23 protein-coding genes are annotated in these 24105 nt (G+C 42.1%); 9 read left to right on the top strand and 14 right to left on the bottom strand.

Annotated elements, in window-relative coordinates:
* The first annotated feature begins 200 nt into the window (after positions 1–200).
* Positions 201–1115, top strand: a complete 915-nt coding sequence (ttcA, locus tag GKR48_RS09935; protein ID WP_154627965.1) for a tRNA 2-thiocytidine(32) synthetase TtcA — start codon at positions 201–203, stop codon at positions 1113–1115.
* Positions 1116–1381: 266 nt separating this feature from the next.
* Here the strand turns inward: ttcA and zntB are convergent, their stop codons facing one another.
* Both zntB and GKR48_RS09925 read right to left on the bottom strand, forming a co-directional pair.
* The gene (zntB, locus tag GKR48_RS09930) at positions 1382–2365 is read right to left on the bottom strand and encodes a zinc transporter ZntB (protein ID WP_154627964.1); all 984 of its coding nucleotides are present in this window, start codon (positions 2363–2365) and stop codon (positions 1382–1384) included.
* 359 nt (positions 2366–2724) lie between these two features.
* Positions 2725–4347 (bottom strand): peptide ABC transporter substrate-binding protein, encoded by a 1623-nt coding sequence (locus GKR48_RS09925; protein ID WP_154627963.1) that lies wholly within the window; start codon positions 4345–4347, stop codon positions 2725–2727.
* Between the two features lie 461 nt (positions 4348–4808).
* Between GKR48_RS09925 and tpx the strand changes: the two genes are divergently transcribed.
* Positions 4809–5309 carry a thiol peroxidase gene (gene tpx, locus GKR48_RS09920; RefSeq protein WP_154627962.1) on the top strand — a complete coding sequence of 167 codons (501 nt, stop codon included), beginning with the start codon at positions 4809–4811 and terminating at the stop codon, positions 5307–5309.
* 87 nt (positions 5310–5396) lie between these two features.
* Here the strand turns inward: tpx and GKR48_RS09915 are convergent, their stop codons facing one another.
* The 8 genes from GKR48_RS09915 to pspA all read right to left on the bottom strand — a co-directional run bounded on the left by GKR48_RS09915 (position 5397) and on the right by pspA (position 12140).
* Positions 5397–5771 carry an ATP-binding protein gene (locus tag GKR48_RS09915; RefSeq protein WP_154627961.1) on the bottom strand — a complete coding sequence of 125 codons (375 nt, stop codon included), beginning with the start codon at positions 5769–5771 and terminating at the stop codon, positions 5397–5399.
* A 270-nt stretch (positions 5772–6041) separates the two neighbouring features.
* Positions 6042–6470: a hypothetical protein gene (locus GKR48_RS09910; protein ID WP_154627960.1), complete on the bottom strand. Its 429-nt coding sequence runs from the start codon at positions 6468–6470 to the stop codon at positions 6042–6044.
* 4 nt (positions 6471–6474) lie between these two features.
* Complete coding sequence (gene tyrR, locus GKR48_RS09905) at positions 6475–8040, bottom strand: transcriptional regulator TyrR (protein ID WP_154627959.1); 1566 nt, start codon at positions 8038–8040, stop codon at positions 6475–6477.
* A 231-nt stretch (positions 8041–8271) separates the two neighbouring features.
* Entirely contained in the window at positions 8272–9327 is a 1056-nt protein-coding gene (locus GKR48_RS09900) for a YcjF family protein (protein ID WP_154627958.1), read from the bottom strand.
* On the bottom strand, positions 9324–10721 hold the full coding sequence (locus GKR48_RS09895) for a YcjX family protein (RefSeq protein ID WP_154627957.1): 1398 nt from the start codon (positions 10719–10721) through the stop codon (positions 9324–9326). Before GKR48_RS09895 ends, GKR48_RS09900 begins: the two co-directional genes overlap by 4 nt.
* Positions 10722–10813: 92 nt before the next feature.
* Positions 10814–11170 (bottom strand): envelope stress response membrane protein PspC, encoded by a 357-nt coding sequence (gene pspC / locus GKR48_RS09890; protein WP_154603985.1) that lies wholly within the window; start codon positions 11168–11170, stop codon positions 10814–10816.
* On the bottom strand, positions 11170–11400 hold the full coding sequence (pspB, locus tag GKR48_RS09885) for an envelope stress response membrane protein PspB (protein WP_006660057.1): 231 nt from the start codon (positions 11398–11400) through the stop codon (positions 11170–11172). The genes pspC and pspB overlap by 1 nt, the downstream gene beginning before the upstream one ends.
* A 74-nt stretch (positions 11401–11474) precedes the next feature.
* Complete coding sequence (pspA, locus tag GKR48_RS09880) at positions 11475–12140, bottom strand: phage shock protein PspA (RefSeq protein WP_006660058.1); 666 nt, start codon at positions 12138–12140, stop codon at positions 11475–11477.
* A gap of 286 nt (positions 12141–12426) precedes the next feature.
* Between pspA and pspF the strand changes: the two genes are divergently transcribed.
* The 6 genes from pspF (at position 12427) to sapF (ending at position 19123) form a co-directional block, all read left to right on the top strand.
* On the top strand, positions 12427–13428 hold the full coding sequence (gene pspF, locus GKR48_RS09875; RefSeq protein WP_154627956.1) for a phage shock protein operon transcriptional activator: 1002 nt from the start codon (positions 12427–12429) through the stop codon (positions 13426–13428).
* A 372-nt stretch (positions 13429–13800) separates the two neighbouring features.
* Positions 13801–15486, top strand: a complete 1686-nt coding sequence (gene sapA, locus GKR48_RS09870; RefSeq protein WP_154627955.1) for an ABC transporter substrate-binding protein SapA — start codon at positions 13801–13803, stop codon at positions 15484–15486.
* Complete coding sequence (gene sapB, locus GKR48_RS09865) at positions 15483–16448, top strand: putrescine export ABC transporter permease SapB (protein ID WP_154603989.1); 966 nt, start codon at positions 15483–15485, stop codon at positions 16446–16448. Before sapA ends, sapB begins: the two co-directional genes overlap by 4 nt.
* Entirely contained in the window at positions 16435–17325 is an 891-nt protein-coding gene (sapC, locus tag GKR48_RS09860; protein ID WP_036953488.1) for a putrescine export ABC transporter permease SapC, read from the top strand. The genes sapB and sapC overlap by 14 nt, the downstream gene beginning before the upstream one ends.
* Positions 17325–18320, top strand: a complete 996-nt coding sequence (gene sapD, locus GKR48_RS09855; protein ID WP_036953491.1) for a putrescine export ABC transporter ATP-binding protein SapD — start codon at positions 17325–17327, stop codon at positions 18318–18320. Before sapC ends, sapD begins: the two co-directional genes overlap by 1 nt.
* Entirely contained in the window at positions 18320–19123 is an 804-nt protein-coding gene (sapF, locus tag GKR48_RS09850; protein WP_154603991.1) for a putrescine export ABC transporter ATP-binding protein SapF, read from the top strand. The genes sapD and sapF overlap by 1 nt, the downstream gene beginning before the upstream one ends.
* Positions 19124–19173: 50 nt before the next feature.
* Here the strand turns inward: sapF and GKR48_RS09845 are convergent, their stop codons facing one another.
* A complete protein-coding gene (locus GKR48_RS09845; RefSeq protein WP_154627954.1) occupies positions 19174–20040 on the bottom strand; it encodes a DUF817 domain-containing protein in 867 nt (288 codons plus the stop codon).
* A 290-nt stretch (positions 20041–20330) separates the two neighbouring features.
* Between GKR48_RS09845 and gstA the strand changes: the two genes are divergently transcribed.
* Positions 20331–20945: a glutathione transferase GstA gene (gene gstA, locus GKR48_RS09840; protein ID WP_154628001.1), complete on the top strand. Its 615-nt coding sequence runs from the start codon at positions 20331–20333 to the stop codon at positions 20943–20945.
* An 86-nt stretch (positions 20946–21031) separates the two neighbouring features.
* Here gstA and pdxY read toward each other — a convergent pair whose 3' ends face one another.
* The 3 genes from pdxY to pdxH all read right to left on the bottom strand — a co-directional run bounded on the left by pdxY (position 21032) and on the right by pdxH (position 24095).
* Positions 21032–21895 (bottom strand): pyridoxal kinase PdxY, encoded by an 864-nt coding sequence (gene pdxY, locus GKR48_RS09835; protein WP_154627953.1) that lies wholly within the window; start codon positions 21893–21895, stop codon positions 21032–21034.
* A 111-nt stretch (positions 21896–22006) separates the two neighbouring features.
* Positions 22007–23281, bottom strand: a complete 1275-nt coding sequence (gene tyrS / locus GKR48_RS09830) for a tyrosine--tRNA ligase (protein WP_132494872.1) — start codon at positions 23279–23281, stop codon at positions 22007–22009.
* 160 nt (positions 23282–23441) lie between these two features.
* Positions 23442–24095 carry a pyridoxamine 5'-phosphate oxidase gene (gene pdxH, locus GKR48_RS09825; protein WP_154627952.1) on the bottom strand — a complete coding sequence of 218 codons (654 nt, stop codon included), beginning with the start codon at positions 24093–24095 and terminating at the stop codon, positions 23442–23444.
* Between the last annotated feature and the right edge of the window lie 10 nt (positions 24096–24105).

Below are 24105 nucleotides of genomic sequence, written 5' to 3'. Positions count from 1 at the left end.
TCATCCATCTGCTATCATGTGCCCCTGAAAACTTCACCTCCATAAATGAGCTTCTGTTTTTTATCTGTTTCGTAAATGCCTTTATGCATCGTAGCTTTTGTCTCTAGGGACTTTAGCCTGCAAAGCAGTAACAGAAAAAACAAAATTTCTTTTATTTTTTATAAAGTTAAATACTCAGCGACAACACAGAATAGTACAGAATGAATACACAGAAAGAACAATACAACTTAAACAAACTCCAAAAAAGAATTCGTCGTGATGTTGGGCAAGCCATCGCCGATTTTAATATGATCGAAGAAGGCGACCGTATCATGGTCTGCCTATCTGGGGGAAAAGATAGCTACACCTTGCTGTCTATTTTACAAAGCCTGCAAAAAAGTGCCCCAATTTCATTCTCTTTGGTCGCTGTTAACTTAGACCAAAAACAACCGGGCTTCCCTGAACACATTTTGCCAGCTTACTTAGACGAACTCGGTGTTGAGTATAAAATTGTTGAAGAAAATACCTACGGCATCGTAAAAGAAAAAATTCCTGAAGGGAAAACCACTTGTTCCCTGTGCTCTCGCTTACGTCGCGGTATCTTATATCGCACCGCGACAGAGTTAGGCGCGACCAAAATTGCACTTGGCCATCACCGCGACGATATTTTACAGACCCTGTTTTTAAACATGTTTTACGGCGGTAAATTAAAAGGCATGCCACCAAAATTGATGAGCGACGATGGCAAGCACATTGTTATTCGCCCTCTGGCCTATTGCCGCGAAAAAGATATTGAGCGTTTTGCTGAAGCTAAAGGATTCCCTATCATTCCTTGTAACTTGTGTGGATCCCAGCCTAATTTACAGCGCCAAGTTATTAAAGAGATGCTGCGCGATTGGGATAAACGTTACCCTGGACGTATTGAAACCATGTTTAGAGCAACTCAAAACGTTGTATCATCTCACTTATGTGATACTGAACTATTTGATTTTAAAAACATTTCACATGGTGATGCAGTGATCAATGGTGGTGATATGGCTTTTGACCGCGAAGAATTGCCTGCTCAGCCAATGATTGATGAAGATGATCAGCCAGACTACAGTGCTGACCGCTTAGATGTGATTGAAGTTAAGTAAGATAATAAAAATTGATCCGCTACCTCTGGAGAAATTCAGGGTGGCGTCAGATTTTATGCAAAAAAAAGCCGATGTAAAATACATCGGCATTACAGTGGTCAATTATTCTGTATAAGAACTCAATATGAGAAAAACTACAATTATGGAGCACAACGTTCATCGCTCAACGTTGCATTCACCTGCGGGAGTAATATTGCCTTAAAACCCTATACCCTTTATTGATTTATCTCAAACTAGCGCCCATTATCCAGAGCAATTCACCTTTCTTATAGCCATCGACTTCTTTTTAACCACCAAAATACCGTAGCGATTAAGCAGGCGAGTAATAAACAAAAAGCACTAAAGGCAAACTTAAATTCATTACCGGGGATCCCCCCTAAGTTCACACCAAATAAACCGGTTAAAAATGTGGTTGGTAAAAATATCATCGCCATTAATGACATGGTATAGATTCGGCGATTCATCATTTCTGTCATCATATTCGTAATTTCATCAGACATAATGGCAGTACGAGCAATAAAACCATCTAAATCTTCAATACAGCGCCCTAATCGGTCTGAAATTTCTTGTAAACGACGTCTGTCGTTATCATCTAACCATAATAATTTTTCAGCGGTTAATCGAGAGAACATATCCCGCTGCGGCGCCATATAACGGCGCACAACAATAATCTGTTTACGCAATAACGCTAATTCCCCGCGTTCAGGAATTTCGCCATGTAATATCACATTTTCCATTTCAATGAGACGTTCATGAAGAGAATCGGTGAAATCACTAATTTCATCGGTCATTGCATCTGTGACATCGGCAAGCCATTCACCGGTACTCTGAGCACCAACGCCTTCTTTAAGATCATCAATAACAGAATCCAATGAGTGAACACGTCGGTGACGACATGAAACAATCAAACGGCTATTCATAAAGATACGAAAGGCCACCAATTGTTCAGGTCGCTGCCCTGCCGTGTTATTCAGGGTTTGTAATGTCAGCAGAACGCCATCACCAATACGCACCATCCGCATACGATTCATTTTACCCGTCAGTGACGATTTCACTTGGTCATTAAACAAATCAGTCTGTTGGATCCAGCTAGACGTCTCTTTATTTTTATAATCGTAATGCAGCCAAAATGGAGATTGCTGTGTTGCAGTGGCATTTAAATCGATTGGAAGAACACCACCGTCTCCATCTAACTGAAAGGCATGAACGGGGCTAGAGTGTTGAAATTGCGATCCATAGGTCGATGCCATGCAATATCTCCTTAAATTGAAAAGTAAGGTATTTTTAGTTGATTAAAGGGAATATTGCAATGATTTCAATAACAAAATCAAAATACAAAGTTTAAGTAGGTGTTAAGCAAAGGAAAATAAAAACAGTAAAATAAGATGTTATGCAAAATTTATAGCCCAATGAAATTTCTCAATTTTTGCTAGAGAGATCCCATTTGATTGACACAAATTAGCAATAAAACCGCAAAGTTTTTTCCTATTATTAGCCCTGTAGTGTTTATTCCTTTTTGGTCCTCCTTCCGACTCTCCAGTGGAAGGAGTTTTTTTATTTTGGGTCTCCCAAAATTTAGCCTGCACATCTGCACTTGCTAAATATCATTCTAATGCTTAATCATATAGAAGCTATGGCTATATGCCACATCCTCTGGATTTTCAATCGGATAACCTTTTAACCACGGTTTAATCAAGCGCGCATTCGTATATTGATAGATTGGCGCAATTGGCGCTTCTTTTGCAATAATGGCTTCTGCTTGGTTGTAATACATATTACGCTGCGCATCATTCGTTTCAATACTGGCTGAAGTCATTAATGCGTCATATTGCGGATTACTAAACTTAGGAATATTGCCACTATGTTGAGAAGTTAGCAGTGATAAGAATGTCGATGGCTCATTAAAATCACCAATCCAAGAAGCACGGATCACATCAAAATTTCCGGTGTTACGGCTATCAATATAGGTTTTCCACTCTTGGTTAACTAATTTAACTTGTACCCCGAGTTTTTTCTTCCACATAGAAGCAATCGCAATGGCAATTTTTTGATGGTTTTCCGAGCTGTTATACAGCAACGTCAATTCCAAAGGATGCGTTTCACTGTACCCTGCCTGTTTCAATAACGCTTTGGCTTGTTGATCTAACTCTTTTTGTTTATGTGTCTGATATAGCCCTTTTTGTGGCTTAAAACCTGCTGTCACATCGGGTGTAAAATAATTAGCGGGTTTTTCCCCTGTCCCTAAGACTTTGCTAGCAATCAATTGGCGGTCAATTGCCATTGATAATGCCTGACGAACCCTGACATCATTGGTCGGCTCGCGCTGGGTATTAAATGCGTAGTAATAGGTACCTAGTTGATCCGGAGTAAAAACTTCGTTAGGAATATCTTGTAATAATTTTTGATAGCGCTGCTTTGGAAAGGATTCCGTGATATCTAAATCCCCCGCCAAATAGCGGTTAGTCGCATGAGATTCTTGGTTGATGGGAACAAAAGTCACTTTAGTGATCACTGTATTTTTATGATCCCAATAGTGCGGATTTGGTGTTAATACGATTTTCTCGTTAACAACGCGGTCATTCAGCTCAAACGCCCCGTTTCCAACCAAATTACCGACTTTAATCCAATCTGCTCCATATTGTTCAATAGTTCCGCGATGAACCGGAAATAAGCTAAAATTTGCGGTTAATGACGGGAAATAAGGAACTGGCTTATTTAACACAATTTTCAATGTGTGTTTATCGACAGCTTCCACCCCTAACTGTTCTGGCGGCAACTTACCATCAATAATATCCTGCGCATTATTAATTCCTGCTAATGCTGCAAACCAAGCAAATGGCGATGTATTGGTTGGCGTGACTAAACGACGCCAGCTGTAAACGAAATCATCAGCGGTAACTGGTTCGCCATTCGACCATGACGCTTCAGGGCGTAACTGAAAAATCCAAGTGCGATTGTCATCGGTTTGCCAATTTAGTGCGACACCCGGTATCGGCTTCCCATGATTATCTTGATTAACTAAGCCTTCAAACAAATCACGCATCACTTGAGCTTCAGTCAGTCCAACAGATTTAATTGGGTCTAACGATGCTGGCTCATCTTTCAGATGGCGCACAACTTCTTGATTTTCTGATAAAACAGTACCAGCAGGAACCGTAGCACTGATAACCGATGTAGAAAGGAAAAGTGATGAAATGAATACAGCTAAAGAGGTCAATGAACGTTTATGCATATTATTATTTCTATCTATTAATCAAAAAGAGGATTACTCAGCGTTATTCGCTAAGCTTTGATGAATTAACCCATTACAAACTGCTAAATTGATATTTGACATGCCAAGGTATTCATCGTGATAGGCGAATAACTCATTGACTTGATTGTCAGTTTAAAATTAGCTTTCGCTTCATCATATAACAAGTAAAACACGGCACAAAGCGCTCTTTTTATCGCGTTGAATATGGTATTTTAAGATGATACATAATAAAAAACATAAACTCTTAATAGGGCTTATTACTTGTATAATGCAGTGCAACCTTCTTACTTAGCACACCGAGAAGGCAACAATACAATTCGGTCAATAATAGGATTTAAAAACAGAAAGTTAAGAATGTGAAATTACGTAATAATTTGATTTTAAAAATTATTTGATATTTTCATCTTCTGTAACTCAACCTATAAACGGGAGAAAAACGAATGTCACAGACAGTAAAACTCAAAGGCAATAGCATTTCACTTGCAGGTACTTTTTTACAAGTGGGCTCACAAGCTAAACCTTTCACTTTAGTCGCTAAAGATTTAAGTGAAGCAACCTTAGATACTTACCAAGGTAAGCGCAAAGTTCTGAATATTTTCCCAAGCGTAGATACCGGTGTTTGCGCCGCTTCTGTGCGTAAATTCAATCAATTAGCCAACGGTTTAGACAACACTGTTGTGTTATGTATCTCTGCTGACTTACCTTTTGCTCAAGCACGTTTTTGTGGTGCAGAAGGCTTAGACAATGTGGTGACATTATCTTCATTCCGTAGTGATTTTGCCCAAGATTACGGCGTTGAAATGACCACTGGACCATTAAAAGGTTTAACGGCTCGTTCTGTCGTTGTATTAGATGAGAACGACAAAGTGATTTACAGCCAATTAGTGCCTGAAATTACTGAAGAACCTGATTATGATAATGCGCTAAATAGCCTGAAATAATCTTAAATTATGATGAACCACAATCGCCGATGCTTTCGGTGATTGTGGCTTCATTTGATAGGGGTTGAGGGGTTATCAATCATGTTTTTAATCAACATAAGCCCAAAATAACGGTTTGTGGTTTTTCGCGTTGACCACGTTCGTAAAAATTATATTTTCTTTCATCATACTCACTAACGAGTGCGACAACGTACTTAATACCCGTAGAGCCTGCTCTTGGGTCACAGGGCAACAAGACGTAAGAATATCGATAATCAAATCCCGTGGTTTAACACCATTTTTGACTAACACATCCCACGTAAAACGATTTTTTTTCGCTAAATAGTTCGCAGCTGCCTTATTCATTAAATAAAGTTCTGCGGCGGTATTTGCGGATTCAAACATATCACCTTGATAGTGACATTTAGACATATATTCACGTAGCTTGAAATTGACAATAAAATTAATCGTAAATTGTTCCATTGCAACTCCTTAAAGGTATAAAACCCGCGTTGCTAATATTAATAATCAATGCACAACTTAAGCATTTTTTATCGTTAATTTAAAAATTAAAGCGTTGGTCATCATTTTTATAGCAGAAAAAACAACCAATCCGCAATGATCGGGGCGTCGTTTTACAATGAAAAATATGTAAATTTAGTTTAATCGAGTAAGCTCACTCAATTCTTTAACTGATTTGAATGAGTGAGCTTATTTATCTGGTATGTTTTATTAATACTAGCTGAATGGATGTTAGTCAGGGAAATATCTTATTTCGAGCAAAGTCTCTTTATTATCTTGAATAAATTGGAGGTACGTTTCTCCCCCTGGAAAACTTTGCTCAATCTCTAATTTTTTGTCCCCGCTCCATCGATAAATAATCAATTGACAGTTATCATCTGAGCAAGTCACTTCTTTGTTCTTATTTGGTTCTAACTTAGCCTCTAAAAACTTTTTATCGTCACCAATCAGGTTACGATATTCTTGATAAGCGCTAAGTAGTGAGCTATTTGGGAAATGACACTGAGTTAGTGCGCCATTTTCATATACGTCTTCCATGGATTGCTCTGCATTTTTACAGAGTTTATCAATCAGCTTATTATTCGGTTTTTCTTGTGCAACAGCACCAATACTCACACTCATTAATACGCTAATTAAACCCAATTTAAACCATTTTTTCATTATGTTAATCTTGCTCTTTCTTGGTACTTAGCCCGTATTCTCGCAATTTGTTGGCAATAGCGGTATGAGAAATATCTAAACGTTTAGCCAATTTACGCGTACTCGGATAATCACGATATAACCTCGCCAACACCGAGGCTTCATAGCGTTTGGTTATTTCATCCAGTGACCCATTTAATGTATCTAACGCAATCGCAGGCGCGTTAACTGCATCAGGAAGTTGGATATCACCAACATCCAGAATATCGCCATTAAATTGCGATAGCCCTTGGTATAACGCATTACGTAATTGTCTAACATTGCCCGGCCAATAATAGGCGCTGAGTGATTCAATTAATGCTGGTGAGATTTTTGGCTCATCAATATTTAATTCTTTGGCAAAATTAGACACAAAAACTTTCGTGAGCGGTTTAATATCTTCGCTACGCTCTCTTAATGGAGGGATCGTGAGCGTTATGACATTCAAGCGGTAATAGAGATCTTCACGGAATTTTTTCTGTTCCACTAGCTCAGGTAAATTTTTCTGTGTCGCACAAATCACACGTACATTGACTTTGACTTCATGCTCTTCGCCAACACGTCGGAATGTTCCGTCGTTCAGAAAACGTAATAGTTTAATTTGCATTTGAGGGGACATTTCAGCAATTTCATCCAGCAAGACAGTGCCGCCATTCGCTTGCTCAAAAAAGCCTTTTTTCCCTTCAACCGCATTTGGATAAGCCCCTGCTGCATAACCAAATAATTCACTTTCAACGACATCATCAGGCATAGAAGCACAGTTCAATCCTAAAAATGGCGCATTGCCACGAGCACTGTGCAAATGGCAGGCTTTTGCCAGAATATCTTTACCCGTTCCGGTTTCCCCGACAAGCAATAACGGCTCATCCAGCATCGCAACGCGCTTAGCACGCTCAACGACTTGGATCATCGCAGGACTGACCGCCACAATCTGGTTAAATCCACGGTTTTCAATATCAACTTCAGCCACTTGCTTACGTTGATTTTCAAGGATTGCCACAGATTTGAGTAAGATCACCGCCCCTGTGCAGTGAGATTTTCCATCTTCATCGGCGAGAATAATTGGCGTAACCTGCATTAAATAGTCACTGCCTTTGACCGAAATTCGTTCGGTGTATGGTTCTGGAGACTCACGTTCAAACCAACGATGTAAACCATGGTTAGGGATTAACTGAGAGAAGGATTTTTGTTTGATTTTAGTTTCATCAACCCCAAAAAGTTGCAAACTCATTGGGTTAACCAGCTCAACATTCAGTTTATTATCAATGGATAAAACGGGCTCAGGGAAGGAATTGAGTAAAGCCCACACTGCTTTATGCTCACGTTCGGAGGGCATAAAGTAGATGCGGCGAACATCAATTACCCCGTTTATACGGCGGATCTCTGCCATTAACGTACTGAAAACCTGAAAATCTACCGGTGCAAAATTCAGGTAAATTCGACGTTGAGCTGAAATTTCAATGCCTTTTAAGTCAATGTTTTGTAGGACTAAAAGATCAAGTAATTCACGCGTTAAACCGATTCGGTCTTGGCAGGTCACTTCGAGGCGCATGATGAAACCTTTTGTAGAGAACATAATTGCTAATATTTTAGCGTTAAACAGGCCAGTAATACAGAGCCGTGTCACATATTGTTGACACTCGTCTAGTTTCTAATAAATATCAGCAGCATCTCTTTCTTTAACTCGAGGATTGTAGATTAATTCGACAGGGAATTGCCCTTTTAGACATGACTAGCAGGATGGTCAAAACTGTCAACTCATCCTGCCAGCAAAATTTACAGCTTATGGACTCTCTTTTTTTGAGGGAATGGCATTTTTCAGTTGGCCAATTAATTGACGGCGAAAATCACCTAATTTCGGTTTGTCTTCTATCCAAGGTAATGGACGGCATAACTCCATCGCCTTAATACCTAATCGAGCGGTCAGAAGACCTGCACCAATTCCTTGCGCAGCGCGTGTTGACAAGCGTGCAGTAATATCCTGCGATAGCCAATCCATTCCGACCTCGCGAATAAGCTCAGAAGCCCCTGCAAATGCAATATTAATCAGCACCATACGGAATAATCGGATCCGACTATAGTAGCCCAATTCGATACCATAAATGGCGGCAATACGGTTGATTAAACGAATGTTTCGCCACGCAATAAATGCCATATCGACAATGGCCAATGGACTAACCGCTATCATCAAGGCTGACTCTGCCGACGAACGACTGATCTCTTTACGCGCTTGCTCATCAAGGATCGGTTGTACTAATTTGCTATACAGTTCAATAACCTCGCGGTCATTATGCGAATCGTGAACCGTGGCTTGCCAGCTTTGAATTGCAGGGTGTTGCATCGGTAATGCAGACTGTTTGGCGAGCTTTTCACAAAATGCTTTACCCTGCCCCATGCCGTGGCTATGAAGCAATTCACGTGCAAAATCACGCTCCTCTGCACGCTCTCTGAGCCGATACAAGCGACGCCATTCACCAATGACTGAACCCACACCAGCGACTACAATTAAGCCCCCCGCCGCTGCGGTGCCTAACGCTGTCCAGTCTTGAGTTATCCATGATTGATGGATCCAAAGACCTAATTGCGCGACAACGCTCACTCCAAAAATGCCTGCGGCAGCACCAACTAACTTACGCCAGAAACTGCGTTTAGGTTTTAAGGCTTCATTGATGAGACTTTCAACTTCACCATCTTGGCTATCTTGTTCTTCTTGTATATCGACCGGTACAAATTTTTCAAACGCTTTTTCATCAAAAGTTTGCGCTTGTTTTAATGGTTCCATAGTCGGCTTGTCGGCCTTATCGGCAAAGTCCACACGCTGTTTTAGAGGTTCACTCATTTCAGTTTATCTCCTAACAAAAATTCCAGAGCACTGTCCATGCGAATATGTGGCAACGGTTGATCTAACGGCGTTGGCCGAGGGCGGAAATTTTCAAATTGAAAGCCTTGCTGCTGCCAAAACTGTTCATTAGGCAAGCGTTTTGGGACATCACCGGGATAGAACGTTAAGGGCTGCCCATCGCTGAGTCGCTCACCTTTTAAAGCCGGTAATTTTTCCCCCTTGTAGTCCACAATGCCGCTTTCGGTTGCTTGAATAGAAGCCAGACCCACACAGTCCATGCTGATCCCTTCAAATGCCGCATTTTGCCAAGCATCTTGGACTAATTGCTGCAATAACGAGACCAAATTTGCATGTTGGTCTGGCGTTACATGATCCGATTTACTGGCGGCAAAGAGTAGCTTATCAATGCATGGAGAAAACATGCGTCTGAGCAATGTGCGCTTTCCATAATGAAAGCTGCGCATTAGCTGGGTTAGCGCCATTCGCATATCGTTGAAGGCGTCTGCACCGCTATTTAAAGGCTGCAAACAGTCCACCAGCACAATTTGTCGATCAAAACGCTGGAAATGATCCTTATAAAACCCTTTCACCACATGGTCACAATAGTATTGATAGCGACGCTGTAATGCGCCGATATTAGTGTTTTTATCTGCTTGCGCTAACTGTTTTTCACCATATTTTTCGATATTTGGCCATGGGAAGAATTGTAATGCAGGTGCTCCCGCTAACTCTCCGGGTAAAACAAATCGCCCAGGCTGAATAAAATGCTGCCCTTGTTGCTTACATTCATGTAGATATGCAGTGTAAGCATTCGAAATTTCAGCCAATAGATTTTCATCGACGGGAGCTAATGGGTCACATTTTTGGCAGAGCTGTAGCCATTCATTAGCGAGCTCCTCACGCTTACCTTTAAGTAGCACTTTCATTTGGCTAGACCAGGTTAAATAGTTCAGATCTAGCATTGGTAAATCCAGTAGCCACTCCCCCGGATAATCGACAATTTCTAAGTACAGGGAGGAGTTATCGACAAAATGTCGAACAAACGAATCATTCGAACGGTAATGAATTTTTAAGCGAATTTCGCTCACGCCACGGGTAGGCGTTGGCCATTGGGGCGGGTCGCCATAAAGCGATGCAATTCCCTCATCATAAGCAAAACGCGGAATTGACATATCGCGCTGTGGAATGCGTTTTACCCCTAGAATTCGTTTATCTCTTGCCGCCGAAAATAGCGGAAGACGCGCTCCCGTGGTGGTGTTAAGAAGTTGGTTAACGAGAGAAGTGATGAATGCGGTTTTGCCACTGCGGCTTAGTCCAGTGACAGCAAGCCTTACATGGCGGTCAACGCTACGGTTCATTAAGTCAGTTAATTCATTTTGTAGCCGTTTCATAATGCTCCTAGTTCTCGCTCTCCCAATAAAAATATAAAGGGAATACAGTCATTAAACTCTATTCCCATTTATGTGATGGTGCAAATCAGTTGTTATAGATGACGAAACTTGCTGTTAACGGTATAAGTGTCCGAGGTGACATAGCGCTCCATTTGGCGCAGTTTCATTTCCCCAGCTTGTAGCTGAGCATCAATTTGGTTTAATAGTGTTGTCACTTCTGGTCCGATATCCTGCTCGCTTCGGTAACCGCTTGGCGCAGCTTCCACAAAGAAACACATCACCACATAGACTATCAAGGTCAATCCAAAACTCATAAACAGGGCAAGTACAGCCAATGCTCTGACCAAAGCAACCGGTAACTCTAAATATTCAGCGAGACCGGAACAAACACCACCAAAAACACGTTTATCCGTTAAGCGATATAACTTGCGGTTGCGAAAATTAGTCATTATTTTTGCCTCCAATTTGGGTGCTCGGCATCTAAAATATCTTCCAGTGTTTTGATACGTTGCTGCATACGCGACGACTGCTCTGCCAATTGCATCAAACGTTGTACTTCATTTTCAGTAAGCTGACTTCCCTGCCCATTGTTTTTCTTACCATAATGGAGCCACAACCAAATCGGCAGAACAAAAATGACAAAGATGATTAATACGAGAGACAGTAAAACGTAGCCCATCACATTTCCTTATTTATGGTTATTTAGCCTAGCGCACTGGCGCAATGAAATCACTGCGCCTTGCGTGTTGAATATTATTCGTCTTTATTGATTTTAGCTTTAAGCGCGGCTAACTGGGCACTAATTTCGTCATCTGCTTTTAACTCAGCAAATTGCTGTTCTAAAGAGCGTTGTTTACCAATACCGTAGCTTTGCGCTTCGCCTTCCATATGGTCAATGCGACGTTCGAACTGTTCAAAACGCGCCATTGCTTCATCCAGTTTACCACTATCTAACTGGCGACGAACATTACGGCTTGATTGTGCAGCTTCTAAACGTACGGTCATTGATTGCTGTTTTGCACGCGTTTCTTGCAGTTTATTTTCTAATTCCGTGATTTCGCCTTTTAAGCGAGTCAGTGTTTCATCAACAATAATCAGTTCATGCTTTAGCGTATCGACCATGGCACTGACTTTTTGCTTTTCAATTAATGCAGCGCGAGCTAAATCTTCTTTATCTTTGATTAATGCCAGTTCCGCTTTTTCTTGCCATTCTGCAATTTGTTTTTCGCCCATTTCGACGCGGCGCTCTAAACTTTTTTTCTCAGCTAGAGTACGTGCTGAGGTGGAGCGGATTTCCACTAACATGTCTTCCATTTCCTGAATCATCAGGCGGATCATTTTCTGCGGATCTTCAGCTTTATCAAGCAGTGAAGCGATGTTGGCATTAATGATGTCGGCAAAACGTGAAAAAATACCCATAATTTATATCCTCTTGATGGATGTTATCTTTCTGTAGAGCCTCAACCCGATGTTGGCGTCCAACCAATACGTGATGCTCCATGAATATAAAATTGAAATTATTAAACCGATAATTATTTCAACCTCTATCTATTACAACTCTAAGATAGCAAGTGGCGTGCCAACTTTATTAAAAAATACATAACCAATTAATAAATAACAAAAATATTATTTTAATGTCTATCGATGGTTATTTATACTATAGTTAGCAATAGGTAAAATTAACCAATATTTGGTAAAAATAACCATGACAGAGACTAATAATACTATTCTTGGTGTATCGAGTAATTTCCTCGATGTCCTAGAACGTGCTTCTGAGCTTGCCAAGCTAAATAAACCTGTACTTGTTATTGGTGAACGAGGAACAGGTAAAGAGTTAATCGCGGATCGCCTTCACTATCTATCTCCCCGCTGGCAAGAGCCTTTTATCTCCTTAAATTGCAGCGGACTCAATGAGAACTTGCTGGATTCTGAATTATTTGGACATGAAGCAGGTTCTTTTACCGGAGCGCAGAAACGCCATCAAGGTCGCTTTGAACGTGCAGATAAAGGTACGTTATTCCTTGATGAGCTGGCAACCGCACCGATGTCCGTGCAAGAAAAACTTTTGCGTGTCATTGAGTATGGTGAATTAGAGCGTGTGGGAGGAAGTCAGTCATTAAAAGTGGATGTTCGCTTGGTCTGTGCCACTAACGCCAATCTTCCTGAATTGGCTCGCCAAGGGCTTTTTCGCGCTGACCTACTCGACAGAATTGCCTTTGAAGTGCTACGCATGCCGCCATTACGTGAACGTGTTCCTGATATTTTGTTATTGGCTGAGCACTTTGCCATTGGCATGGTACGTGAGCTAAAACGTGCTTATTTCACTGGATTTTCTGACAAAGCCCAGCAAATACTGATGCGATATTCTTGGCCGGGTAATATTCGTGAATTGAAAAATGTCGTCGAGCGATCAGTTTATCGACATGGTGAAAGTGACTTACCGGTGGATACGATTATTTTAGATCCCTTTGGTGAGAAGCTAGCAGAGCTTCATGAGATGCCAGCGGCGCCATCAGAAAGCCCCAAATTGGCACCCGTTTTTCCTTTTGACTTACGCCAATGGCAACTGGAGTCAGAAAAACAGTATGTGGAAGAGGCGCTACGCCAAGCTAATTTTAATCAACGCAAAGCGGCCCAATGCCTATCGCTGAGCTATGACCAATTTCGAGGATTGATAAAGAAACATCAAATTAGCTTGGAAAGCTGATTTTTACGCAAAAAAAAGCCAGCACCCGAGCTGGCTATATAACTAAAACACTGAAAGCAATAAAACACTGGAAGCAATGTGAGCAATGTCATGCCTTGTCTGCTAAAACTAAGCACTCAAGAGACTGAGTTAATGATAATAGTTATTAGTATCATTTGTAAAGCATTTTAATGCGATTATTTCTCATTAAGATTAAATTAAAAATAATAATAACCATTACAATTAGATAGGGTCTTATTGATTCTCATTTACACTTCAAAAGCTTCGCTCCCCTCGGCAGTATGAACAAAATATAACCACAAATTTTGCTTATACCCTGTTACCCTATTTTTACGCTACAATAAGGCAATTCAGGTCAACGATATTAGCTCTATGCGCCTTTTAACTCTTTGGTTTTTATTTACTGTTTCTCTTTCTGCATTGGCAGAGCAAACAGACATAAGCTACAAAGACACCATAGCCAATGATGTCCCGGCCGATATTCGCCAAAATGGCTTTATTTACTGCGTCAATGGCATTGTCACCACATTTAACCCACAACTCGCCAGTAGCGGGTTAATTATTGATCCCCTAGGTGCACAACTGTATGACCGCTTACTGGATGTTGACCCCTTTACGTATCGCCTGATCCCAGAGTTGGCTTCCCGCTGGGAAATTTTAGATAATGGCGCAACCTATCGGTTATATCTGAGAAAAGACGTCAAATTTCAAACCACACCTTGGTTTACACCAACGCGCAATATGAATGCCGATGATGTGGTATTCAGTTTTTCTCGCATGTTTGAAACCAGCAATCCTTACCATTTCATTAATGGCGGGCGCTACCCCTATTTTGACAGCCTGCAATTTGCGAGCAGCGTCGAAAGTATTAAAAAACTGAATAACTACACGGTGGAGTTTCGATTAAAATCCCCGGATGCCTCATTTTTATGGCATTTGGCGACTCACTACGCGCCCGTTTTATCTGCAGAATATGCGGATGAGCTTTCTGCTAGCAATCGCCAAGAAATGATAGATTGGCGCCCTGTCGGCACCGGCCCATTCTCTTTTGATGATTACCAAGCTGGGCAGTTTGTCCGTTTATTGCGTAATAAAGATTACTGGAAAGGTGAACCACGCATGGAAGAAGTGGTGGTAGATATGGGCGCGGGGGGTACCGGACGTATTTCTAAGCTACTCACTGGTGAGTGCGATGTCCTCGCGTACCCAGCCGCAAGTCAGTTAAAAGTGCTACGTGATGACCCTCGCCTACGTATTTCAATGCGTTCGGGAATGAATATCGCATATCTTGCGTTTAATACCAGCAAGCCGCCTCTCGACCAACTCAAGGTTCGCCAAGCGATTTCTTATGCAATTAATAATGAGCGACTCATGCAGTCCATTTATTATGGTACCGCAGAGACGGCGTCATCGATTCTCCCCCGTGCATCTTGGGCGTTTGATAACCAAACAAAAATAACCGATTACAATCCTGAGCTTGCTAAACAAATGTTGCAAGAAATGGGGCTAGAAAAATTAAAATTGGAATTATGGGTTCCTGTCGCATCCCAATCTTATAACCCTAGCCCATTGAAAATGGCGGAATTAATCCAAGCTGACCTCGCTCAAGTGGGTATCGTCATGAGCATCCGTTCAGTGGAAGGTCGCTTCCAAGAAAATCAATTAATGGATCGCTCCCACAATATGACACTAGCGGGCTGGACAACAGACAGTAATGACCCAGATAGTTTCTTCCGCCCACTGCTCAGTTGTGCCGCCATTGGCTCACAAACCAACTTAAGCCATTGGTGTGATTCTAAATTTGATGACGTTTTGCATAAAGCCTTACTAACGCAAGAGCTGGCAGACCGTATTGATTACTACCATCAAGCACAACAAATTCTCGCAGAAGAACTGCCTATATTGCCATTAGCTTATTCGCTGCGTTTACAAGCTTATCGTTTTGACATGAAAGGATTGGTGATCAGCGCGTTCGGCAATACTTCATTTGCTGGTGTTTATCGCGAAATGCAGGAACCGAAAAAAGCACCACCTCGGCAGCAGGAGCCGCAGCCATGATCATCTACTCACTGAGACGATTTCTGCTATTACTGGTGACGGTCTTCTTTTTGTCGCTAGTCAGTTTCAGCTTAAGCTATTTCACGCCTAATGCGCCTCTTAGCGGCGCATCACTCATTGATGCGTATATCTTCTATTTTGATGGCTTACTGCATTTCGATTTCGGCGTCTCTAGCATTAATGGAGAGCCTATCACCGAGCAACTAAAAGACACATTCCCTGCCACTATGGAACTGTGCATTCTCGCCTTTTTATTTGCGTTGTTTGTCGGGATCCCGCTAGGAATGATTGCCTCATTCTGGCGAAACAAACCCGTTGATATTGCAATTAGCACATTCGCCCTACTGGGTTTTTCCGTGCCTGTATTCGTTTTAGCGTTAGTACTAACCCTATTTTTCTCGCTTCACTTAGGATGGCTCCCCGTTTCCGGGCGAATCGACCTGCTTTATAACCTGAAGCCAGTGACAGGCTTTGCCCTTGTGGATGCGTGGCTTTCGGATTCGCCATACCGTAAAGATATGATCATCAACGTGTTAGAACATATGATCCTGCCAGTACTCACACTCGCATTAGCGCCAACCACAGAGGTCATTCGCTTAGTCCGGATTAGTACGGATGAGGTTGCTAGCAGTAACTACGTCAAAGCCGCAGCCACTCGTGGACTTTCTCGCTTTAAAATTATTCGCCGCCATATTTTTCATAACGCAATACCGCCAATTATCCCGAAATTGGGGCTACAATTCTCCACGATGCTAACATTAACCATGGTGACAGAATTAGTGTTTAACTGGCCGGGATTAGGCCGTTGGTTGGTTACTGCTATCCGCCAAGGAGATTACTCAGCGATTTCTGCAGGCGTGATGTTAATTGGCGCATTGGTGATCACCGTGAACGTGTTATCCGATATTTTAGGCGCAATGATGGACCCGTTAAAACATAAGGATTGGTATGTCCTCAGATAATTTTTATCGTGAACAGAAAATGCCATCCCCGACACGGGTGGTGTGGAATATTTTCTCCTCCGACATACTGGCAATGATCGGCTTTTTTGGGGTGATTTTTTTAATCGTCCTCTGTTTTGCTGGCCCTTATTTAGCACCTTATGCCATCGACCAACAATTTTTGGGCTACCAAATTACCCCCCCATCATGGTCACACTATGGTGAAGTGGCTTTCTTCTTTGGTACGGACGATTTAGGTCGTGATATTTTAAGTCGTCTCTTGATTGGTACTAAATCCACATTCGGCTCAGCCCTGTTGGTCACTGCGATTGCGACGATAATCGGCTTAGTGTTGGGTTGTCTTGCGGGCATGACCCGCGGACTGAAATCCGCTGTGTTTAACCACGTTCTGGATACCTTGCTATCGATCCCTTCCCTACTACTGGCGATTATCGTAGTGGCATTTATGGGTGCCAGTTTAACCAATGCGATGCTTGCGATTTGCCTCGCGCTGATCCCTCGTATGGTGCGTACCATCTACGTTGCCGTGCACGATGAGCTAGACAAAGAGTATATTGTGGCGGCTCGTTTAGATGGCGCTTCAAACATCTTTATTTTGTGGTACACCGTACTGCCAAACATTACCCCTATTTTGGTCACTGAATTAACCCGTGCTCTCTCCATTGCAATTTTGGATATTGCAGCATTAGGCTTTTTAGATTTAGGGGCACAACTCCCATCATCTGAATGGGGCGCTATGCTAGGCGATACGTTAGAATTGATTTATGTGGCACCGTGGACAGTCATTTTGCCCGGTGTTGCGATTATGTCGAGTGTCTTATTTGTGAACTTACTGGGTGATGGACTGCACCGAGCGATTAATTCGGGGGTGGAATAATGCCATTACTTGATATTCGTAATTTAACCATTGAATTTATGACGGCTAACGGCCCCGTCAAAGCCGTTGACCGTGTTTCCATGACCTTATCTGAAGGTGAGGTTCGTGGCTTAGTGGGTGAATCGGGTTCCGGTAAAAGCCTAATTGCGAAAGCCATTTGTGGGATCACCAAAGATAATATCCGCGTAACTGCGGACCGCTTTCGCTTCCAAGATATTGACCTCTTAAAGCTAAGTCCACGCAAGCGTCGTCGCCTGATTGGCCATAATATTTCGATGATTTTCCAAGAGCCACAATCCTGTCTTGACCCTGCGGCCGATATTGGGAAACAGCTGATCCAATCAATCCCCGGCTGGACATACAAAGGGCGCTGGTGGCAGCGCTTTAATTGGCGAAAACGCCGAGCAATTGAATTATTGCATCGTGTGGGTATCAAAGATCACAAAGATATCATGCACAGTTATCCGTACGAACTGACGGATGGTGAATGCCAAAAAGTCATGATCGCCATTGCGATTGCCAATCAGCCTCGCTTGTTGATTGCGGATGAGCCGACCAACGCGATGGAATCCACCACGCAGGCTCAAATTTTCCGTTTATTAGATAAATTAAACCAAAACAATAACATGGGAATTTTGCTGATCAGCCACGACATGGAAATGATGTCTAAATTGGTTGATCGAATTAATGTCCTGTATTGTGGCCAGACTGTAGAGAGTGCCACACCGAATGATATTTTACAGCGACCTCGACACCCTTATACGCAAGCATTAATTCGCTCTATTCCTGATTTTGAAAGTCCGATCCCCCATAAAGGTCGTTTAAATACACTCCCTGGGGCTATTCCTTCATTGGAACACTTACCAATTGGCTGTCGTTTGGGTCCTCGTTGCCCTTACGCGCAACGAACCTGTATCGATGCACCACCACTGCGCAGCATTAAAGGACACCTAGTTGCTTGTCATTATCCACTGAATACCGAGGAACAACCCTAATGGAAACGTTACTTGAGGTACGTAACCTGACAAAAACGTTCCGTTTTCGTGAAGGGTTATTTCGTCGCCATGAATTACAAGCCGTCAAGCCGTTAAGTTTCAACCTACAAGCAGGGCAGACGTTAGCCATCATCGGCGCTAACGGCTCAGGAAAATCCACCTTGGCTCGCATGTTGTCTGGGGTGACGGAGCCTTCTGGTGGAGAGATTTTAATCCGTGGTCAACGGCTAAGTTTTGGCGATTATAGCTACCGAAGCCAACGTATTCGCATGATATTTCAGGATCCAAGTACTTCCTTAAATCCGCGCCAGCGTATTGGGCAAACCCTTGAATTACCCTTAAAACTGAATACTAACCTTACCGGTATTGAACGGGAAAGACGTATTATCCAGACATTACGCCAAGTAGGATTACTGGCCGATCACGCGGAATATTACCCACACATGCTAGCATCAGGTCAAAAACAACGGATCGCCCTCGCCCGTGCGTTAATTCTGCAACCAGAAATTATCGTGGCTGATGAAGCGCTTGCCTCGCTGGATATGTCGATGCGCTCGCAGATAATCAACTTAATGCTCGATTTGCAAGCTAAGCAAGATATCGCTTATATTTACGTCACCCAACATTTAGGCATGATGAAGCATATTAGTGACAAAATGCTCGTAATGGATAAAGGCGAAGTCGTTGAGCGAGGAAATACAGCGGAGGTTTTAGCGGCTCCACTTCATGACGTGACGCGTCGTCTGATTGAAAGTCACTTTGGAGAGCCATTATCCATTGATGCGTGGCGACAAGATTTGTAATGACCAAAAGACGGGGGAAATAACCTCCGTCTTTAACAAACTGTTTGTTGCTAGCGCGCTATGGATACACAACTTTTTATGTGTTTGAGGTGCACCACAATCGTGAACGTCACAATCACCAGTAACGACCATGCCCCCCATTTCCCTGCATGTACCATCGACCATGCTCCGATTTGATTTGGATATTGCCAAACACCAAAGAACGTTCCGAAGTTTTCCGCCAGCCAAATGAAGAATCCTATCAGCATAAATGCAAGCAATAGCGGCATTTTACGTTCTTTATCTAACGGGGTATAAAACACCACGCTGCGGGCATACAAACCAAATATAAATGCCGTTAAGTACCAACGATAATCATCAATATAGTGATGGCTAAAAAAGTTAATATAAATGGCTAAAGCCACTAATGTCGCCATCCAATAAGGTGGATAATGTTCAATCCTGACATTAAAAAAACGCCAGGATTGAATGATATAGCTACCAACTGCCGCATACATAAACCCCGTGAACAGAGGAACTCCCCAAAGTTTGGTGTACGCCTCATCAGGATATTGCCATGAACCAATTGTCGCTGAGGTTTTAAATAATTCCATCATAAAACCCACTAAATGGAATACACAAATGGCTTTTAGCTCATCCCATGTTTCTAATTTTGACCATACCAAAAACGCTTGAAAAGAGACTGCGAAAATCAGTAAAACATCATAACGAGGAATACCTAGAATCCCTTTCGCTGGCACTAGGAATAAAGCCAAAAAGAAGAAACCAGCAAACAGACAAGAACGAGCATTAATTAAACCAAAAAACCAAAATTCAAGAATAAAGCGTTTTAATCCTTTACTACTATTCGGTTTATGAGCCATTAAGATGGCATCTAGCTTGGTTAAGTAATTAAGATTGTGAAAAATGGATGCCATTTTGACAGCTCATAAAATGTGGCTAAGGATTGAGAGAATAGCTCAATGTGAGGCAAAATTATAACAAAACCCTCTCAGATACCTATCCCGTAACATTCTTAATTTTAATGGAATATCAATTAAATAGATAATTCCCCTGAAAAATACTCGTCTCCCGTAATCTTGCCATACATTAGAGTGATTTTAGATATTGGGAGCCGCCCCGCATCCTTTGGCAATTCTCTTTTTAAATCTAGTGTATACTTGAAAGAACAATAATGATGACCATTCTATGACTTAGGAGTTTTATGATGAAATTGTATTACGCTCCCGGTGCCTGCTCACTTTCTCCTCATATTATTCTGCGTGAAGCAGGATTAGATTTCAGTATTGTTCGTGTTAACTTAAAAGAGAAAATCACAGAAACGGGTGAAAACTTCTTAGAAATTAACCCTAAAGGTCAAGTTCCTACTCTCGTTTTAGATGATGATGAGCAATTAACTGAAGGTGCTGTGATTGTTCAATATATTGCAGATCAAAACCCAAATAGAAACTTAATTGCCCTGCCAGGTTCAATGAAGCGCTACCATCAGTTAGAAGCGTTAAACTTCATTTCTACTGAACTACATAAGAATTTTGGCCCATTATTTGCGCCAAATACCCCTGAAGAATATAAAGATGTTGTTCGCGCAAATTTACTGAAAAAATTCCAGTATGTGAATGATGTTCTGAAAAATCAGCCTTATTTTGTCGCTAAAAGTGATTTCTGTGTTGCTGATGCGTATTTGTTTACCGTCACCAACTGGACTCGTTTAGTTGGCGTTGATATCAGCGCATTGAGCCATCTGAACGAATATTGTGAGAAGATTGCGAAGCGCCCAAAAGTACAAGAGGCATTAGAAGCGGAAGGGTTACTGAAAAAGTAATCTATTGTATGAAATGCATTTACAAAAACAGCGCCATTCGGCGCTGTTTTTTATTACTATATTTAATAAGTTACTACTATGCTCAATCAGTCTAACTGAGTGGCGCAGAATTTATGTTGAGGGTTAACCATCAAATCTTGAGCTGCAACTAACTGAAGTTCGTACTCACCCATTTCTTTGGTTTTCAGCATGACTTCATAGACTGCCGCCGCAACATGCTCTAAGCCTTTATCTAGTGGCTCACCTTTTAAGATATTGACCAACATTAAACCACTCGTTAAGTCACCAACTCCCACAGGCTGTTTTTCACCGAAATCTACTAATGGGCGGCTAACATGCCAGCTATGTTCCGCAGTGACTAAAATCATTTCAAAGCGGTCTGCACGATAGCCTGCACGGCTTAAATGCTTAACTAATACAGTTTTAGGGCCTTGCTGACATAGTCGACGTGCAGCTTGAACAGCTTGCTCTACCGTCGCTATTTTCTCATTCGCTAACGTTTCTAACTCTAACAAGTTAGGCGCAATCACATCACTCGCCGCTAGCGCTTGTTGACAAAGAAACTCAGCGACACCTGGCGCAACGATGCATCCCTTCTCTGGATGCCCCATCACAGGGTCACAAAAATAGATGGCCTGCGGATTCGCCGCTTTAACCTTTTGAACAATCGCTAGAATATCATTGCCTTGCTCAGCAGAACCAATATAGCCACTTAACACGGCATCACAGATTGCCAGTTTATGGATTTTTGCTAATCCTTCGGCAATATCTGTCAAATGCTGAGCAGGAAATACTGAGCCTGTCCATTGTGGATACTGAGTATGGTTGGAGAATTGCACTGTATTAAGTGGCCACACATCTACGCCCATACGGCACATAGGGAATGCAGCAGCACTGTTTCCTGCATGGCCGAAAACAACATGGGATTGAATTGATAATACGCTTTTCATTAGAAACCCAGAGAATTGTTATGTCGAATGAAGAGAAATCAGTGAGTAGCCGTTTGCCAATATGAATAGCCCGGAAATTTCCGGGCTATTCATTACAAAGGTTCGTCAGAGCTATTTCCAGTTAACTAAGCAGTCGTTTTTCTTACCGCGACGGATAAGTGTGTAACGACCAAATAAACGGTCAGCATCAGTGAATACATACATTGGTTCAGTTTGTTTCTGACCATTGACAGAGACTGCATTTGAGCTGATTGCCGTTCTTGCTTGACCACGAGAAGGTACCAGTTCTGAATCAACTAATGCTTGCTGGAGATCTGCACCATCTTCTAGGGTGATGCACGGCATACCGTCTTGAGCTAATTGCTCAAAGTCAGCTTCAGTTAAATCCGATACTGCACCAGAGAATAAGCTTTCAGTAATGCGTTTTGCAGCCGCTAGACCCGCTTCGCCGTGAACTAATTTAGTCACTTCTTCAGCTAATACGTACTGTGCACGAGGAGCTTTGCCACTGTTTTTGTCTTCTTCTTCTAACGCATCAATTTCGCTTAATTCCATGAAAGTAAAGAATTTCAGGAAGCGATAAACATCAGCATCCGCGGTGTTAATCCAGAATTGATAGAATTTATATTGGCTAGTTTTCTTCGGATCTAACCACACTGCACCACCTTCGGTTTTACCAAACTTGGTACCATCTGTTTTGGTGATCAATGGAACAGTTAAACCAAACACTTGGTTTTGATGCAGACGACGAGTTAAATCGATACCTGAAGTGATGTTACCCCATTGGTCTGAACCACCAATTTGTAACTCAACCCCCATCTCTTTATTCATGTTCGCAAAATCATAACCTTGTAATAGGTTATAGGCGAACTCAGTGAAAGAGATCCCGACATCATCACGGTTTAAACGTTGCTTAACAGACTCACGGTTGATCATTTGGTTAACGGAGAAGTGTTTACCAATATCACGTAAGAATGTCAGCACATCCATTTTGCCAAACCAATCATAGTTGTTAGCTAGGCGTGCGCTGTTTTCACCACAATCAAAACTAAGGAATGGTGAAACTTGGTTACGGATTTTTTCTACCCACTCTTGAACGGTTTCTGTGGTGTTTAATTTACGTTCAGTAGCTTTGAAGCTCGGGTCACCAATAAGACCCGTTGCGCCACCAACCAACGCCACAGGCTTGTGCCCGGCTAGTTGGAATCGTTTTAAACACAGCAAAGGAACCAGATGTCCCAAGTGCAAGCTATCGGCGGTAGGGTCGAAGCCACAATAGAGAGAGATAGGGCCCTGCGCCAGTCTCTCTGCTAACGCATCCTCATCCGTTACCTGGGCAACGAGGCCCCGCTCTTGCAATTGTTTAATCAGGTTATTGCTAGACATCAATGACTCCATCGGTTGAATTTTGTCTATCTATTTTAATGTGGAAAATTGGCAGAATGAGGCGTCGCTCAAAGGCTCGCCAGTATGATTTGTCAATTTTCTTAAACGAGGCTATAGCATAAAGCGCATATCAATTAAGTGCCAGCTAAAAAACCATTTATTACGGGGCTAATCGGTCAATTACCCAGCCATCCCCTTCTCTTTGGTATAGAAAGCGGTCATGTAGGCGGTGAGCGCCACCTTGCCAAAATTCGACACTGTTAAAAACAACACGATACCCTCCCCAAAAACTCGGTAATGGAACCTCACCGTTTTGGAATTTCTGCTTAAGTTCTAAAAATTTCCCTTCTAAGATTCCACGAGCCGAAATACGCGAAGATTGAGCTGATGCCCAAGCTGCGATTTGGCTATCTTTTGGACGGCTATGGAAATATTTTAGTACTTCAATCGGGCTTAAACGCTCAGCAACACCTGTAAAATGAACTTGGCGTTCCAGTTGATACCATGGGAAATGCAGACTGATTTTATTATTATGCTCTAAATGCTGCGCTTTACGGCTTCCCAGATTGGTATAAAAGACTAATCCGTTTTCATCGAAATGCTTTAATAATACGATCCGTTGATAAGGCTGCCCGGTTTCATCAACTGTTGCCACACACATTGCTGTCGGGTCAGTTAATCGCGCTTCACAGGCTTGCTTTAACCAGCGCTCAAACAGTGAAATAGGATCTGGCGTTAAATCTTTGCGTCTCAATCCACCTTTTGTATATTCACGTCGTACCGCAGCAAGATCGATCTCTTCAAGTTCGTTCATTTTACTGTCC

Origin of the sequence: Providencia sp. wls1943, assembly GCF_009706275.1 — a bacterium.
Taxonomy (GTDB): Bacteria; Pseudomonadota; Gammaproteobacteria; order Enterobacterales; family Enterobacteriaceae; genus Providencia; species Providencia zhijiangensis.
The sequence above is the reverse complement of the archived record's forward strand: the minus strand, read 5'-3'. Positions and strand labels throughout refer to the sequence as shown.